Source organism: Nodularia harveyana UHCC-0300 (assembly GCF_034931085.1).
Taxonomy (GTDB): domain Bacteria; phylum Cyanobacteriota; class Cyanobacteriia; order Cyanobacteriales; family Nostocaceae; genus Nodularia; species Nodularia harveyana.
The window spans coordinates 17067-32441 of the sequence record NZ_JAYGHG010000028.1 but is presented as its reverse complement, the minus strand read 5'-3'; the positions used below and the strand labels follow the sequence as shown (position 1 = coordinate 32441).

Sequence of the window (15375 nt, the reverse complement as noted above, 5' to 3'; positions counted from 1 at the left end):
TATGAGTTACAGGAGAATTGAAGTATGTCACGTCCATTCTGCCTTGTACCGAGGCTGATAGATCAGAGAATTGACTGTTACCATTTTTACTTATTTCAATACATATTCAGAGAGCGAGTTAAATATTTAACTCGCTCTTTATAATTTAATCAGATACAAGACTTACGCATTGAGAACATAATGGGGCGTGCGTAAGTAATAGAATTGTTAAACAAAGTTAGATTTATGCAGCTTTTGGGAATTATTATAAGTGGATAAGAAAGTTTATTTAGATTTACGGAGTATAGCATCACGATGAAACTGCAATCATTGAAAAAGGTTGTAATAGCAGGTTCCATGCCTGCTGTGGGTATAGCGATCGCATTAGGTACTACTTTTTCTTTGCATCAACCTAGCTACGCCCAAGCACAAGGTTTTTACTGCGATCGCTCAACTGGTGTACCTGTGACAGTATACCAAAACTCTCAAGGCATTAGTGAGCCTTGGATTAAGTGGACTTCTAATTATTTCCGATCCTCTGGTTACAATTCTGTAGCGCGCTGTCAGGAAGTAAGTGGAAGATTGGAAACCTATCGACGTAACAAACAGCTTAAGCTCATCACCGTCGGGAGAATGAATGGACAAAATGTAGTTTGCACCGCTAGTCAAGTCAATGGACGTTGTGAAGGGTTAATATTTACCCTCAAACCTGGTCAAGATGCAGTAAAAACACTGACTAATTTCTTAGCATGGCGTGAGGGACAAGCTGGCTTAACATCGCTGAGTGAGAGTGGTGCAGCACCTTATATAGATGTAAGTGGAAGGCTAGGAGAAGATGTAGGTAGCACAATGACACAACCTACTACTCCTACACCTACGAATGTTCAGCCGACACCATCTCAACCTAATTCAGAACGTAGTAGAGAGTTCAACTAAATGACCCCCTGCGGGTGGCATAGAGTGAGTAATTGGCTACAAGTGGGACTGATGAGTAGTTTAGCGATCGCCCCATTTTATCTTTTTGATGGGTGCAATGCTATTGCCCAAAAAGTCCCTACCTACTTAACAGCCCAAACCGAGATGGGAAATATCCAAAGATTGGCACAACAAACTACCGTGCGAATCCTCACCCCCAATGCTTCTGGTTCTGGTGTAATTGTCCAGCGTCAAGGACAAAGTTATACAGTTTTGACTAACTGGCACGTTGTCGCTTTTAGTGACCAACATACAATTATCACACCTGACGGTCAGCGTTATACTCCCGTATCGCGCCAACTTAAACAACTGGGTAATACTGATTTAGCTATTACTCAGTTTCGCAGTAATTCCTCCTATCAAGTGGCAAACATCAGTTATCAACCTGTATTAATGGGAGAACCCGTATTTGCGGCTGGTTTTCCCATGTATCAGGAACAGAGTTTAGCCACAACTTTTGACCAAGGTATCAGGATATTTAGATTTACTAGTGGTGAGGTGTCAGTACTACCACCAAAATCATTGGCACAGGGTTATCGCTTAGGCTACACCAATGATATTGCTGTAGGTATGAGTGGTGGTCCGATTTTTAATGCCAATGGTTTACTAATTGGGATTAATGGACGGGTAAAAAACCGTGATCCAGATTTTGGGGTTTATGCCTTTGAAGATGGCACAGAACCATCACCGGGATTGTTAGCACAAATAGTTAATTCTAGTTGGGGAATTCCCATTAGTAGCTATTTGCAATTTCAGAATTTACCCCAATCCCAGCAACCTGTTTTATCACCAAAAACAACGGAAAATAATATCCAGTTAAATCCTCCCGTTCCTATCCTACAGAAACCGGAAAGTACAGCCTATCCATTTATCTTGCCAAAACAATCAGTAGGGGAGATTAGGTCTACTTTATCGGAGTAGTTTCTAGTCTGACTTGTATAAAATGTAGTTTTCAGTTTAAAGGAGTTATTTATGAGTTTCGGTTTTTCTCGGTTTAATTCTCTTCCTGGTTTTATTACAGGAACAGCAGTAGTAGCAGCAATCGTAATTAGTCAACCAGCATCTGCTAAAACTGCTAGAGAAGTGGCTCAAATTGCTGTACCGACAACAGTAAGAATTGACAGTTCCGCAGGTACAAATGCTGGTGGTTCTGGGGTGATAATTGCCAAAAATGGTAATACTTATACGGTGTTAACTGCTAATCATGTAGTTGCTAGTCAAGCCCAGGAATACACAATTTATACCAGCAAAAAGAAAACTCATGCTGTTACTTCAGTGCAGAATCTACAAAAAACTGAAACCAGTCCAGATTTAGCAATAGTTAAATTTGAAAGTTCAGAAGAATATCCTATTGCACCAATTACTAATTCTGATGAAGCTGGAATTGGTACAGGTGTATATATTTCTGGTTATCCGATGTCAATTGAAGACAGTAATGAACGGGAATATGAGTTTACAAACGGACAAGTTACCAGTCGTCCTGATAGCAAACCTCAAGGTTATACCATGCGTTATGATGCTTTGACTCGCAGGGGTATGAGTGGTGGTCCAGTGTTTGATGTGAGTGGTCGTGTGGTAGGAATTCACGGACAAGGAGACCGCGACGGTGTGGTAAAAAATGAGTCCGCTTCCGGTGGACAAACAGAAATTAAAACTGGTTTTAACGCAGCAATTCCTATTAATACTTTCAAAGAACTAATTTCTCAAACTGGGGTGAAAGTTGCTGTCAAAGAAGATAATTCTGAAGTTGCAAATGTGGAAGCTACTCAACCCACAAAGTCTGAGGTGAAAAGCTGGGAACAGGAATTTGCGGCTGGGATAGTTGACAAGATTATCGACACGTTTCTCCCTCGTTTTCCTCGTTTGCCCTTTTAGTTTTTAGAGGCAATTGCATTGATTTTTTAAGATGTAATTGCCTTTCTTATGTAACCATAGCTCTGGTTCAGCAATAGCTAAGGGTTCTTTTAGTTTTACAAGACAAGAAGAAAAGCTTCATATTACACTCTGAGAATATCCGATTTCTAGTTATATCAACAGATGTAGCGCCGTTCGCGGAGCGTACTGGAAGCATCAGCATTCGTAGAAGAAAAATATGGACACCTATGTTGGCGAATGCTTCATCTTTCCCGATAACTCTACGCGAACGGGTTCCCCTTACCGTATGGGTGAGACAGATTGATATTCTCAATCAGCAACGCCGAATTTTTCAATCAGTCCTGATTAAATACTTTAGCTGCTGCGGCTACACCACTACCTGGGGTAAAGTTTTCGTGACCAAGTGCAGGGAGAATAACTTCTAAGGCTGCTATACAGCTAAGAATATCCCGATCGCAGACAAAACCCAAGTGACCAATTCGGAAAATTTTGTTTTTCAGATGGTCTTGACCGCCGGCTAAAGCAATATCAAACCGTTTGTTCATCAATGAGCGAATTTTATCAGCTTCCATTCCTGGTGTGGCGACAGCCGTAATTGCTGGACTAGCGCAATCATCTGACCCAAATAAAGGTAAATTCAAACCTTTAACAGCCGCACGGGTAGCATTTTTGAGCCGTTGATGGCGAGTAAATATTGACTCCAAGCCTTCTGCTTTCATCATGTTTAATGTGGTGTGTAAAGCCACAATTAAGTTGACGGGTGGTGTAAAGGGAGTAGTGTTTTTAGCTGCGGTTTTGCGGTATTTACCTAAATCTAAATAATATTTGGGTAATTTTGCAGTTTTGTAAGCTTCCCAAGCTTTGGGGCTAACAGAAACAAATCCTAAGCCGGGAGGAATCATGTAGCCTTTTTGGGAACCAGACGCAACTACATCTAAGCCCCACTTATCTATGGGTAAGTTAAATGCACCTAAGCTAGTGACTGCATCGACGATAATTAAAGCTTCACCATGTTCTTTAACTAGGCGGTTGATGGTTTCTAAGTCATTCAACACACCGGTTGAGGTTTCGCTGTGGGTAATAATTACGGCTTTGATTTGCTTTTCGGTATCCTTTTGCAATTTTTCGGCAAATAGGGACGTGTCTAAAGGTTTACCCCATTCGGCGGTAATGGCTTCAACGTTCAAACCATAAGCTTCACCAATTTCTACCCAGCGTTCTCCAAATTTACCATTGGAACCTACTAAAATGCGATCGCCTGGAGAGAGAAAATTAATAATTCCCGCTTCCACAGCACCAGTACCGCTAACATTCAGCATCAACACATCATTTTCCGTTTGGTGCAACCATTTCAGGTTGGCTGTCACCTCAGCCATGATGTTGCTAAACTCATTAGTCCGGTGTCCTATGGGATGCTTGGCTAAGGCCAGTAAAGCAGCTTCTGGTACTGGTGTGGGACCAGGAATCATCAGCATTAGTTTATTGTCCATTTGTTTTTCCTCAAGTCAAATAAAAGTTAAATTGGGGCAGCGAATTTTAGATTTATCGGCATATCCAAAACAGTTTGCTAGATTTTTTTATCCGTAGCAAATTCTGCAAAAAAGTTGAATTTTCAACTCTGGCTAGCTTGACTTTTGTAACAAATTATGTATAGTGAAAATCATCTAAAACTCTGCTTTCCAGTTATACCATTTTATGATCTGTGTTTAATTTCCAGAGAATGATCAAAGAGTAAAGGATGCCAAATGGGTTCTATCGAAGATAAAACTTTTATCTCTAGCGTAAAAATACTACCTATTCCCACCTGACTTTCAACTTTCAGATGCGCTTGATGTTTTTGGGCGATCGCCTGTGCAATAGCTAACCCCAACCCTGTACCTCCAGTTTTACGAGAGCGATCGCCATCAACACGGTAAAAGCGATCAAAAATTCGCTTTTGATCAGCAAGCTCAATCCCAATCCCCGTATCTTTCACCGCAATTACAGCAGTATAATCACCCTTGACTAAGCTAACAGTTACATATCCCCCTCTGGGTGTATACTGAATAGCATTAGCAATCAAATTTGACACTAAACGGTAAAGTTGCGATTCATTACCTAGAGTGTAAACCTCGCAAGTGGGAATTTGGCTCTTTAAATTAATATCAGCAGCAGTAGCCAGTTCTAAAAATTCTTCAGTCAAATCGCTCACCAAATCATTTAAGCAACAGGGCTGAAAAGGTTTTGCACCTGAATTTTGCTCCAGACTGGTTAACAAGAGTAAGTCAGCGATTAAATGGCTCAACCTTCGTCCTTGTCGCTCAACAGTATGAAGCATGATTTGTATATCTTGTTGATTTGATTGCGGTATACGGAGGATAGCTTCCACAGTCGCCAACAGACTAGCCAGGGGCGATCGCAATTCGTGGGCAGCATTAGCAGTAAACTGTTGCTGTTGCTGATAAGACTGGTAAATCGGCTGCATTGCTAAACCTGAAAGCCACCAACTGGAAGTAGCAACCAAGCTCAGGGCAATAGGCAACCCAATCGCCATAATCCATTGAATCCGCCTGATTTCTGCATCAAAATGTTCTAAAGTGCGGCCAATTTGCAAATAGCCCCAAGATGAATCAGCATTAGCTTCATTAGCTAAAGAATGGCTATTGGCACTATGCAAAATCGTGGTGAATTGGTGATAGCGAATGCCCTTAGCCGTGCGAAAAGTTTGCCATGAACTGCGGTTGAGAGTTGGCGGCAGAGATAGCGGTTGATTGGGTGAAAAAGCCAGAAGTTTCCCTTGATGATTGAACAGACGAATATAATATGTGGTGCGATCGCTGATGCCGATAGTGTGCCGTTGAATCAGCGTTGGCGTAGCCTTGCAAGGTTGTCCACTTACACAAAGATCAGGAAAAATTTGTTGCAAAACCGCAGTCGGTTCTTCCGAAGGCGGTAACAGTGGTTCGACGCTATCGTGTAAAGTTCCAGCAATTGATTCAATTTCGCGCTCCATTCCTGCCCACTTTGTTTGTACCATTGCGCGATACATCCCCAAGCCAGAAACACTCAAAATCACGCCCATAACTCCGGCATACCAGAGGGCTAACCGTAGACGACTGCGCCGAAAAAGTGAGTAGCTATTCATAGCCGAGAATCAACTTGAGAATTAAAGCGATAGCCAGCACCGGGAACAGTTTCAATCGGGCAGGGACAGCCATGATTTGCTAACTTGCGACGTAGTAAGCGCATTTGCGCTGCAACTACATTACTAATCGGTTCTTCATCCATGTCCCAAAGTTGATGACGCAACTTACTACCGGGAATGATGCGATTGGGGTTCTGCATCAAATACATGAGCAACTGAAATTCTTTGGTAGTTAAGGGAATGACTAGAGGCGTAGATCCATCGGAATTTACTCGTAGGACATTATTGGCTGTATCCAGAGTAAAACCTGCAACAGTCAGGTTAGACGGTTGTAGTTGAGGCGATCGCCTTTGAAGTGCGCGCAACCGTGCCAGCAATTCTTCCATGACAAACGGTTTGACTAAATAATCATCAGCCCCCGCATCCAGCCCTGCCACGCGATTTTCAGGCTGACCCAAAGCAGTCAGCATCAGCACTGGTAAGGGATTTTGGTGTAGTCTGAGCCTCTGACATAACTCCAATCCCGACATTTCGGGCAGCAGCCAATCAACAATAGCAACTGTGTAGTCTGTCCACTGGCTTTCAAGACACAGCCAGGCCTCAGTACCATCTGTCATCCAATCCACCACATATCTTTCGCTAATCAGAACTTGCTTGATTGCCAGTCCCAAATCTGCTTCATCTTCCACCAGTAAAATTCGCATCGCTCCAGGGAAATCAACCACGAGCTTGATCTTACAAAAACATCTGCAATTTCACCTGGATTTCATCTGCCCTTTGGCAAACTATGGAGAACTTTTGTTTAACCCCCTATCCATTGTGAGGAGTGAGCATGAAACCTTTGATGCTAGTAAGTTCCATTTTGGCAGCCAGTTTGATTATCAGTGCGCCCACAGTTGTGTTTGCTCATGTCGGACATGGTGATGAATTTCAAGCAACAGGTGGCATTGATCGGGTGAAAGTCAATGCTCAAACCGATCAACTGTTAGGTATTGTGGTGACACCGATTGCCTCCTCTGCGGATGGTGGATCTGCCGTGATGATTCCGGTGACGGCATTGGTTGATGCTGATGGCAAGCAGCTAGTCTTTGTGCAGTATGAGAATTTTTATGAGCCAGTGGAAGTTATCACAGGTGAGACTAAAGGCGAATTAATCGCTATTACCAAAGGATTGTCAGTTGGGGAAAAACTTGTTACCCAAGGTAGTTTGTCGCTCTATGCCGAATCGCGTAAAACTCAAACCGCCGATGCAAACCCCAGTCCAGATGCGATCGCCACTCCTAAAACTGATACAGCCCATGCTCAAGCAGATGCTAAAGGAATACCTCATAGCCATGATGCCAGTGGTAATCTCGTCTCACAGGCTGGTGAAACAACTCAGCAAGCAAGTGGCGGATTGCCGATGGGTATTGTAGCAGGAGTTGGTGGTGGAGTTGTGCTTGTGGGCGGAGCGATCGCTGTTGTCGCAGGTAAGGGCAAAAAGAAAAGCGACTTATCTGAATAAGAAAGGAGATTTTAGTTGCAATGTTAAACTCCATTCTCAATCAGATTCTCAAAAACTCCATTGCCCAGCGTTGGTTTATAGTTATCTGTGCGATTTTAGTGACTGTGTGGGGAGTGTTCACTGTTACACAGATGCCACTGGATGTGTTTCCTGAATTTGCGCCCCCCCAAGTGGATATTCACACCGAAGCGACTGGACTAGCGCCAGAGGAAGTGGAATCACAAATTACTGTGCCGATTGAAAGCTCGGTGAATGGTTTGCCGGGGGTGACTACGGTGCGTTCTTCCTCTAAAGTCGGACTGTCTATGGTGCAGGTGGTATTTGACCAGGAAGCGGACATTTATAAAGCTCGGCAATCGGTGACAGAACGACTCCAGCAGGTGACAAATCAGTTACCTGAAGGGGTGCATCCACCGGAAATTTCACCGTTAGCATCGCCCTTGGGTACGATTTTACAGTATGCCTTTACTGTAAATGGGCAGGGGAAAACCTCGCTGATGGATTTGCGCCGTCTGGTGGATAGCACCCTGAGCAATCAAATTTTATCTGTGCCGGGAGTTACCCAAGTTACCGTTTACGGTGGGGATGAACGACAGGAACAGGTGCTAGTTGATCCAGAAAAATTGCGATCGCTCAATGTTTCCCTGACTGAAGTTACCAATGCTGCTAAGGGTGCAAATTCTAACGCCCCTGGTGGATTCCTCATTGGTGGTGGTCAAGAACTGTTGGTACGCGGTATTGGGCAGGTAAAATCAATTGCAGACTTGCAACAATCTGTGGTGAAGGTGCAAGATGGGAAACCGATTTTGCTCAAAGACGTAGCGGAAGTAAAAACGGGTGCAGCACTGAAGCGGGGGGACGCTAGTTTTAATGGTCAGCCGGCTGTGGTGATGATGATTAACAAACAGCCTGATGTTGATACTCCCACGGTGACAAAAGCGGTAGAAGCGATGCTGCAATCTTTACAGGACACATTTCCCTCTGATGTGCAAGTGGCGCGAACATTCCGACAATCTAACTTTATTGATACTGCCATTGCCAATGTCAGCAGTTCCCTGATTCAAGGCATCATCATCGTGTCGGTGATTATGCTGTTATTTCTGATGAATTGGCGCACCGCCGTAATTACTCTCAGTGCAATTCCTCTGTCGCTGTTGATTGGCTTAATGTTCATGAAAGCTTTTGGCTTGGGCATTAACACTATGACCTTGGGCGGTTTAGTTGTAGCCATTGGCTCAGTTGTGGATGACTCAATCGTGGACATGGAAAACTGCTATCGGGGACTGCGAACCAATCAGGCGCAGGGGAACCCGAAGCATCCCTTCGAGGTGGTGTATGACACATCAGTGGAAGTGCGGTTAGCCGTGATTTTTTCCACGGTGATCATCGTAGTCGTTTTCGCACCAATTTTTAGTTTGACGGGTGTTGAGGGTAATATTTTTGCACCGATGGGTTTTGCGTATTTGCTTTCTATCTGTGCGTCTACTTTGGTAGCCATGACCCTTTCACCTGCCCTGTGTGCCATTCTGCTGGCAAATCAAACCCTACCCCAAGAAGGTACATTTATTTCCCGTTGGGCAGAACGGTTATATAGTCCATTGTTAAATCTGTCGCTGCGATCGCCCCAAATTATTCTAGGTGTAGCACTTGCAGCCTTGGTTGCTGCTTTTGCGGTCGTTCCCTCCCTGGGACGGGTGTTTCTGCCGGAATTTCAGGAGAAATCGTTGGTTAATTCAATGGTTTTATTTCCGGGTGTTTCCCTTGATATGACCAATCGGGCTGGTATAGCACTGTCTACTGCGCTTAAAGATAATCCTTTATATGAGTGGGTGCAGATACGGGCAGGACGCACTCCAGGAGATGCAGATGGGGCGGGGGTGAGCATGGCTCATGTGGACGTAGAATTGAGCGATCGCGCCCTCGAAGACAGGGAAGCCAGTATTAAACAATTGCGGCAAGAGTTCAATAAACTGCCTGGTGTGGCATCTAACATTGGTGGATTTATTTCTCACCGCATGGATGAAGTGCTGTCAGGGGTGAGAAGTGCGATCGCTGTGAAAATCTTTGGACCAGACTTAACAGAACTACGAAAGATTGGCGAACAAGTACGAGATGTGATTCAGCCCATTGCAGGGGTTGTAGATTTGCAGCTTGAACCCCAATTACCCATTCGTCAGGTACAAATTCAATATGATCGCGCTGCTGCTGCAACCTATGGATTGAGTATGGAGCAGTTGTCAAATGTGGTGGAAACTGCTTTAAATGGTCGTGTGGTGTCGCAAGTGGCAGAAAATCAGCAACTTATTGATATTTCTATCTCTTTGACGGAGAAAGCCCGCAATAGTTTAGATGCCATTCGCGCTATTCCCATCACTACCCCAACTGGGCAAACTATCCAATTGGGTGTGGTTGCTAAAGTAGAGTACGGTATGGGAGCAAATGTTGTAAATCGGGAAGATGTATCACGGCTGATTGTTGTTTCGGCAAATGTGGCCGAGCGTGATTTGGGCAGTGTCGTCGGCGATATTCAATCCGAAATTCAACAGAAAATCAAACTCCCCAATGGCTACTTCATCCAGTACGGTGGACAGTTTGAATCGGAGCAGCGTGCTACTAATAACCTACTGGTATTTAGTATCTTGGCAGCGATCGCCATTGCGGTGTTGATGTTCTTCTCCGTTAAATCGCTCTCCGCGACAATCGCTATCATGCTCAATCTACCTTTGGCTTTGGTGGGTGGTATTATCTCCATTGCTTTGAGTGGCGGTGTGATGTCGATTGCTTCTTTGATTGGATTTATTACCCTATTTGGCGTTGCTGTCCGCAATGGTTTGTTGTTGGTAGACAACTATAACAATAAGTTTGCTCAGGGAATGCCCCTCAAAGATGTGATTGTTAAAGGTTCACTAGAACGAGTTAATGCTATTCTGATGACCGCACTTACTTCCGCACTAGGGATGCTGCCTTTGGCGATCGCTAGTGGGGCTGGAAATGAAATTCTGCAACCCTTGGCAATTGTAGTTTTGGGAGGTTTATTTACTTCTACGGCTTTGACTTTATTAGTTATTCCTGCTCTTTACGCCAAATTTGGTAAACAATTGATGCCTCAACAGAAACCCGTTTTAATTAACCAAAAATGGTCAAATTAATAACAATGAGTAAAATACCTTGTTTCTGGTTTTACAAGACGCGATCGCTCGCGTCTATACAAGAGAATTTAAGCAAAGAGATTGGTAATGGCTACGGCTGGATCTGGTTGCTTAACTAAAGATTCTCCGATTAATACAGCTGCTGCGCCGGCTTGTTTTACTGTTTGCAAATCTGCTGGCGTATGTAACCCAGATTCACTAACAACTAAAAGATTCCGTGCTTGTAATTCACTTCCTCTTGCTGCTAATAAATTGCAGGTAGTTTGCAAGTCAACAGAAAAATCTTCTAAGTTGCGATTATTGATTCCTACTAAAAATTCACCATCTAAAGCTAATACTCTGTCAAGTTCTGCTAAATCATGAACTTCAATTAAAGCCGACATCTTCAGGGCTTTGGTAATTTTGAGAAAGTATTGTAAATCTTGGTCACTGAGAATCGCTGCAATTAACAAAACCGCATCCGCACCTTGAATCCGAGCCAAGTACATTTGATAAGGATAGATAATAAAATCCTTACATAAAAGGGGTAAATCTACGGTAGCTCGGACTTGAGCCAAGTTCTCAAAACTACCTTGAAAAAACTTACTATCTGTCAATACTGAAAGACAACTAGCACCACCTTGTTGATATGCAGATGCGATCGCCACCGGATCAAAATCTTCTCGTAAAACGCCCTTACTAGGGGAAGCCTTTTTAACTTCAGCAATTAACGCCGGCTTGGTTTTTCCTTGTCTGAGAGCGGCAATAAAATCACGAGTTGGCGGGGCGGAAAGTGCCTGTTTTTGCAATTGTGCCAAAGGTCGCCTTTCCCGCATTTGGTCAATTTCAATTTCCTTATGCCAGACAATTTCTTCCAAAATATTATCTGGTTCTATATCTGGTAAAGCAGACTTATAACGTAAAAAAGAAACATTAATTGTGGTGTTGGTAGAACGGCGGCGAATTTTCATAATTTGGGAGTAAGTAGGGAGTGGGGAGTAGGGAGTGGGGAGTGGGGAGTGGGAATTAGGAACAAATTTTACCCCTACTTCTTTTCCCCATTACTCCTTAAACTAAGGCTCGTTTATAGGCTTCATCTAACACTTCGGAAAGTGTGGGATGGGCGTGGACTAAATGAGCGAGGTCTTGCACCTTTTGACGATTAGCGATCGCAGCTGATGCTTCATGAATTAAGTCGGCGGCGTGCATTCCGAAGATATGAACACCTAAAACCTCACCAGTATCTTTGCGATACACCACCTTAGCCATACCGTCAGATTCATTTTCTGCCAAAGCTTTGGAATTACCTTTAAAGTAACTTTTACTGGTAGCGATTTCAAAGCCTTCAGCTTGTGCTAGTTCCTTAGCGGCGACTTCTGTCAAACCCACATAACTAACTTCTGGGTGAGTAAATGCAGCTGCGGGAATGCTGCGATAGTCTATCACCCGATTTATCCCCACAATATTATCTACCGCCACAATTCCTTGGGCTGAAGCCGCGTGTGCTAACATCATTTTGCCAGTAGCGTCACCAATAGCCCAGACATGGGGTACTGCTTCGCCACCTGACAAAACTGCCATGCGATCGTCTACAGGGATATAATTCCGGCGGTCTAATTCAATCCCTAAAGTTTCCAAACCCAAGTTTTTCGTGGCGGGGATGCGTCCTGTAGCTACTAAACAAGCATCCACTTCAATTACATCAACATCTTCTTTGGTTTGGAAATCTGCCAATTCAATTACCACCGGCGAACCGGGAATAATTCTTTTCGCGTATATACCTACCTTAGTTTCAATATCACGAGGAGTAATTAACACCCGTTCTGCCAGTTTAGCAATATCGCGGTCAAACCCTGGCATCAATTGATCTAGGGCTTCAATCATCGTGATTTCACAGCCCAAAGCCGAGTAAACATCAGAAAATTCTAAACCAATGTAGCCACTACCAATAATCGCTACCCATTCTGGCAGAGATGCTAATTTTACACCTTGATCGCTGGTAAAAACGGTTTTGCCGTCTACTTCAATGCCTGGAGGTACAAAAGGTACTGAACCAGGGGAAAGAATGATATCTTTAGCTGTAACGGTTTTTTCAGTACCATTACTGCTAATCGTCACCTTTTGAGTTCCCGCAATTTTGCCCCAACCCCGAATAATATCAACGCCCAGGCGTTTGAGGCTGTTGGTTAAATCCCCTTGAATTTTTGATACTAAATTGCCAGCATGATCGGCGATCGCTTGGCGATCAAATGCTACATTATCAACTTGAATCCCCAAAGACTTCAAATGGTGAGCATCACGCAACTCACGCACCCGACCAGAAGCTGCTAGCAAAGCCTTAGAAGGTATACAGCCACGGTTAACACAGGTTCCTCCCATGTCCCCAGCCTCAATAATCGCTGTTTTCAAACCACAGCTAACGGCGTGTAGGGCTGCTCCATGTCCACCTACACCTGCGCCGATAATCACTAAATCGTAATCAAATCCATAACTCACGTTAGTTTCCCCGTCTGCTTCGCCTATTTATTCTCAACTTCACCAGCAATATCCGCAACCCCTAAAAGTTTGGGAATTACTCATGAAAATTACTATTATGCTCTAACTTAGCAGGGGACAATGTAGATTTTATTCATTCCAAACCCCACTATATTAAAGTCAGTTGATTGCAACACTTACCATATTGAGATATTTAATTCAAGTTTAGCCCGAATTTCACCGTATAATCTGATACTACTAAACTGGGATATTTACAATCAAAAAAATATATAGGACTTACCCAGTACCTCTCTCAAACCCTCTTAACTTTGTGTCCTTTGCGTCCTTTGTGGTTTATTTTCTCATAATTTTACGTAAGTCCTGATCTAATTACCCCCCAGTCGTATCCATAATTAGCTAATGGTTAATAGGACTTACGCAAAAATTGCCGAAAGGCTTAATTTATGTAACCGCCAAGTCGCCAAGAACGCCAAGAAGTCATAGAGTCTGCGTAAGTCCTAGTTAAGAGGATGTTTGAAAAGTATTAGATGAAACCAATAATCTCCAAAAACCTAACCCCCCTTCCCCCCTTCCCTACCAGGGAATAGGGGTTTCAAAGCCTCTCTCCGTGTCGGGGAGAGGTTTGGAGAGGGGTTTATTTATACATTAAAAACTTTTGAAACATCCTCTAAATTACTATTGTTTACAATTGATAAATTGCCATTAGTATTTAATATCAGCACTTAATCTTCCTTATGCATATCTTCTCAACCCAAAAACTCCGACTCACATTAAGTTTTGCAGCTTTATTGCTAGTCAGTTCAACTAGTATGAGTTTATATACGCAGTCAAAAAATAAACCACAACTTGCCGAAAATCAGACAGAAAATAATTCTCCCATCAAATCGCAGATATCCCTAGCCACAATTTTACCAAATCCTTTAACGGTTAACCAGATATCTGAGCAAAATATCAGCCAAATAAACACCTCTAAATCTCAGCAAAATCAAGCATCAATCCCGGTAAGTTATCCAGTTGTTGATGAGTGGGAAAAATATAAATTTAGTATTGAAGGTAGTCAAGTTTTAAGCCCAGGAAAACTACCAACATCTAACGTTAATTTTCAGCAAAGAGATTTATTAAGCGTTTTAGTTAACACCAGAAAATATTTTGAAGATCATGCTGCTGAAGACCCAAACATTTTTCGTAAAGGAATTCTCGATACCCAAGGAGTGACCGTAGAAGATATTGTGGGAACCTTAGATTTTATGATTACTATCCTCACTGAGGACATCAACAATAATCGCGTCACCCGGTTAAAAGATCCTGAATTTATTAATCAGAATTTTCGAGTTATTAAATGGACTGCTTATAATCCTACAAACCAGCAGCAAAATCAGATCAGACTCACAAAATATGCTGTTTTTGAGCATACAGGTTCCCGAACTAAAACCTCTACTTATAATATCCCCCTTTACAGTTTAGAAGCAGACGAAATTGATGATAAATTCTACACCAGATATACAAAACAGGATGTTTTATCAGGTATTTATGAGCCTGGTGGAAAAGAACATGGTAGAGTTAAGCCCCTCGCTTATTTAACTCGCGCTGGCTTAGAAGAAGCCTTAATGCAGGGAACAATCCTGATTAATTTTACCGATGGAACTCAAGCATTTTTCAATGTAGATAGAAACAACGGTATTTCTTATGTACCGGGATTAAAACCCACAGCCCAAAAGCGTTACTGGTACTTTCGACAAGTGGACGCTATTAAAGGTTATGGACATAATATAGACGCGAAAATTTCCATTCAACCAGGAGTCACATTTGCTGGAGATATTCTTAATATTGGCTTAGGTAGAATAGTCGTGATGGAACATACTAGAAATGGGCGGAAACAGTTGCAAATGGGAGTGATAGCGGATACAGGCGGAGCATTTTTACCAAATCTGCATCAACTTGATTTCTTAGCCGGAACTTTTAAGAATCGCCAAGAGTTTACCCAGTACATCCGCCAATTACCTGAGTATGCTACAGCCTATTTTCTCGTGAAAAAGTAAGGAATGCGGATTTAATAAATACAGAACCTCACCCTCAAAGCCTCTCTTTACTAAAGAGCAGGGATACTGTCAAGCAACTGACAAGTGGGGTGAGGTCAAAAGCAGAATTTACCTGTTATTTAATTTATCTCTCTAAAATAACAGGACTTACGCAAAAACTCTCTCCAATCCTGATTCCTCTGTGTCCTCTGCGTCTCTGTGGTTAGTTATTCCGTAATTTGTGCGTAAGTCCTAAGTAATTTATATATATTCATC

At 42.9% G+C, this 15375-nt stretch carries 11 protein-coding genes; 6 read left to right on the top strand and 5 right to left on the bottom strand.

Annotation, left to right across the window (positions count from 1 at the left end; translation table 11 throughout):
* Positions 1 to 294: 294 nt before the first annotated feature.
* The 3 genes from VB620_RS15590 to VB620_RS15580 are packed head-to-tail and all read left to right on the top strand — an operon-like array spanning position 295 to position 2829.
* A complete protein-coding gene (locus VB620_RS15590; protein WP_323197071.1) occupies positions 295 to 915 on the top strand; it encodes a COP23 domain-containing protein in 621 nt (206 codons plus the stop codon).
* A 24-nt stretch (positions 916 to 939) separates the two neighbouring features.
* Positions 940 to 1875: a S1 family peptidase gene (locus tag VB620_RS15585; RefSeq protein WP_323197070.1), complete on the top strand. Its 936-nt coding sequence runs from the start codon at positions 940 to 942 to the stop codon at positions 1873 to 1875.
* A 51-nt stretch (positions 1876 to 1926) separates the two neighbouring features.
* On the top strand, positions 1927 to 2829 hold the full coding sequence (locus VB620_RS15580) for a S1 family peptidase (RefSeq protein ID WP_323197069.1): 903 nt from the start codon (positions 1927 to 1929) through the stop codon (positions 2827 to 2829).
* Positions 2830 to 3164: 335 nt separating this feature from the next.
* Here VB620_RS15580 and VB620_RS15575 read toward each other — a convergent pair whose 3' ends face one another.
* The 3 genes from VB620_RS15575 to rppA form a co-directional block, all read right to left on the bottom strand.
* The gene (locus VB620_RS15575; RefSeq protein ID WP_323197068.1) at positions 3165 to 4319 is read right to left on the bottom strand and encodes a pyridoxal-phosphate-dependent aminotransferase family protein; all 1155 of its coding nucleotides are present in this window, start codon (positions 4317 to 4319) and stop codon (positions 3165 to 3167) included.
* A 203-nt stretch (positions 4320 to 4522) separates the two neighbouring features.
* Positions 4523 to 5953, bottom strand: coding sequence for a two-component system sensor histidine kinase RppB (gene rppB / locus VB620_RS15570; RefSeq protein WP_323197067.1), 1431 nt, complete (start codon positions 5951 to 5953; stop codon positions 4523 to 4525).
* Entirely contained in the window at positions 5950 to 6657 is a 708-nt protein-coding gene (gene rppA / locus VB620_RS15565) for a two-component system response regulator RppA (protein WP_323197103.1), read from the bottom strand. The genes rppB and rppA overlap by 4 nt, the downstream gene beginning before the upstream one ends.
* A 128-nt stretch (positions 6658 to 6785) precedes the next feature.
* On the opposite strand from rppA, the gene VB620_RS15560 reads away from it, so the two are divergent.
* Together VB620_RS15560 and VB620_RS15555 are read left to right on the top strand one after the other, a co-directional pair.
* Complete coding sequence (locus VB620_RS15560; RefSeq protein WP_323197066.1) at positions 6786 to 7457, top strand: efflux RND transporter periplasmic adaptor subunit; 672 nt, start codon at positions 6786 to 6788, stop codon at positions 7455 to 7457.
* A 20-nt stretch (positions 7458 to 7477) separates the two neighbouring features.
* Positions 7478 to 10606: an efflux RND transporter permease subunit gene (locus VB620_RS15555; RefSeq protein ID WP_323197065.1), complete on the top strand. Its 3129-nt coding sequence runs from the start codon at positions 7478 to 7480 to the stop codon at positions 10604 to 10606.
* Positions 10607 to 10674: 68 nt separating this feature from the next.
* Here the strand turns inward: VB620_RS15555 and trpC are convergent, their stop codons facing one another.
* Both trpC and lpdA read right to left on the bottom strand, forming a co-directional pair.
* Positions 10675 to 11556 carry an indole-3-glycerol phosphate synthase TrpC gene (gene trpC, locus VB620_RS15550; RefSeq protein WP_323197064.1) on the bottom strand — a complete coding sequence of 294 codons (882 nt, stop codon included), beginning with the start codon at positions 11554 to 11556 and terminating at the stop codon, positions 10675 to 10677.
* Positions 11557 to 11653: 97 nt separating this feature from the next.
* Entirely contained in the window at positions 11654 to 13081 is a 1428-nt protein-coding gene (gene lpdA, locus VB620_RS15545) for a dihydrolipoyl dehydrogenase (RefSeq protein ID WP_323197063.1), read from the bottom strand.
* A 734-nt stretch (positions 13082 to 13815) separates the two neighbouring features.
* On the opposite strand from lpdA, the gene VB620_RS15540 reads away from it, so the two are divergent.
* On the top strand, positions 13816 to 15120 hold the full coding sequence (locus tag VB620_RS15540; RefSeq protein WP_323197062.1) for a hypothetical protein: 1305 nt from the start codon (positions 13816 to 13818) through the stop codon (positions 15118 to 15120).
* Positions 15121 to 15375 lie beyond the last annotated feature (255 nt).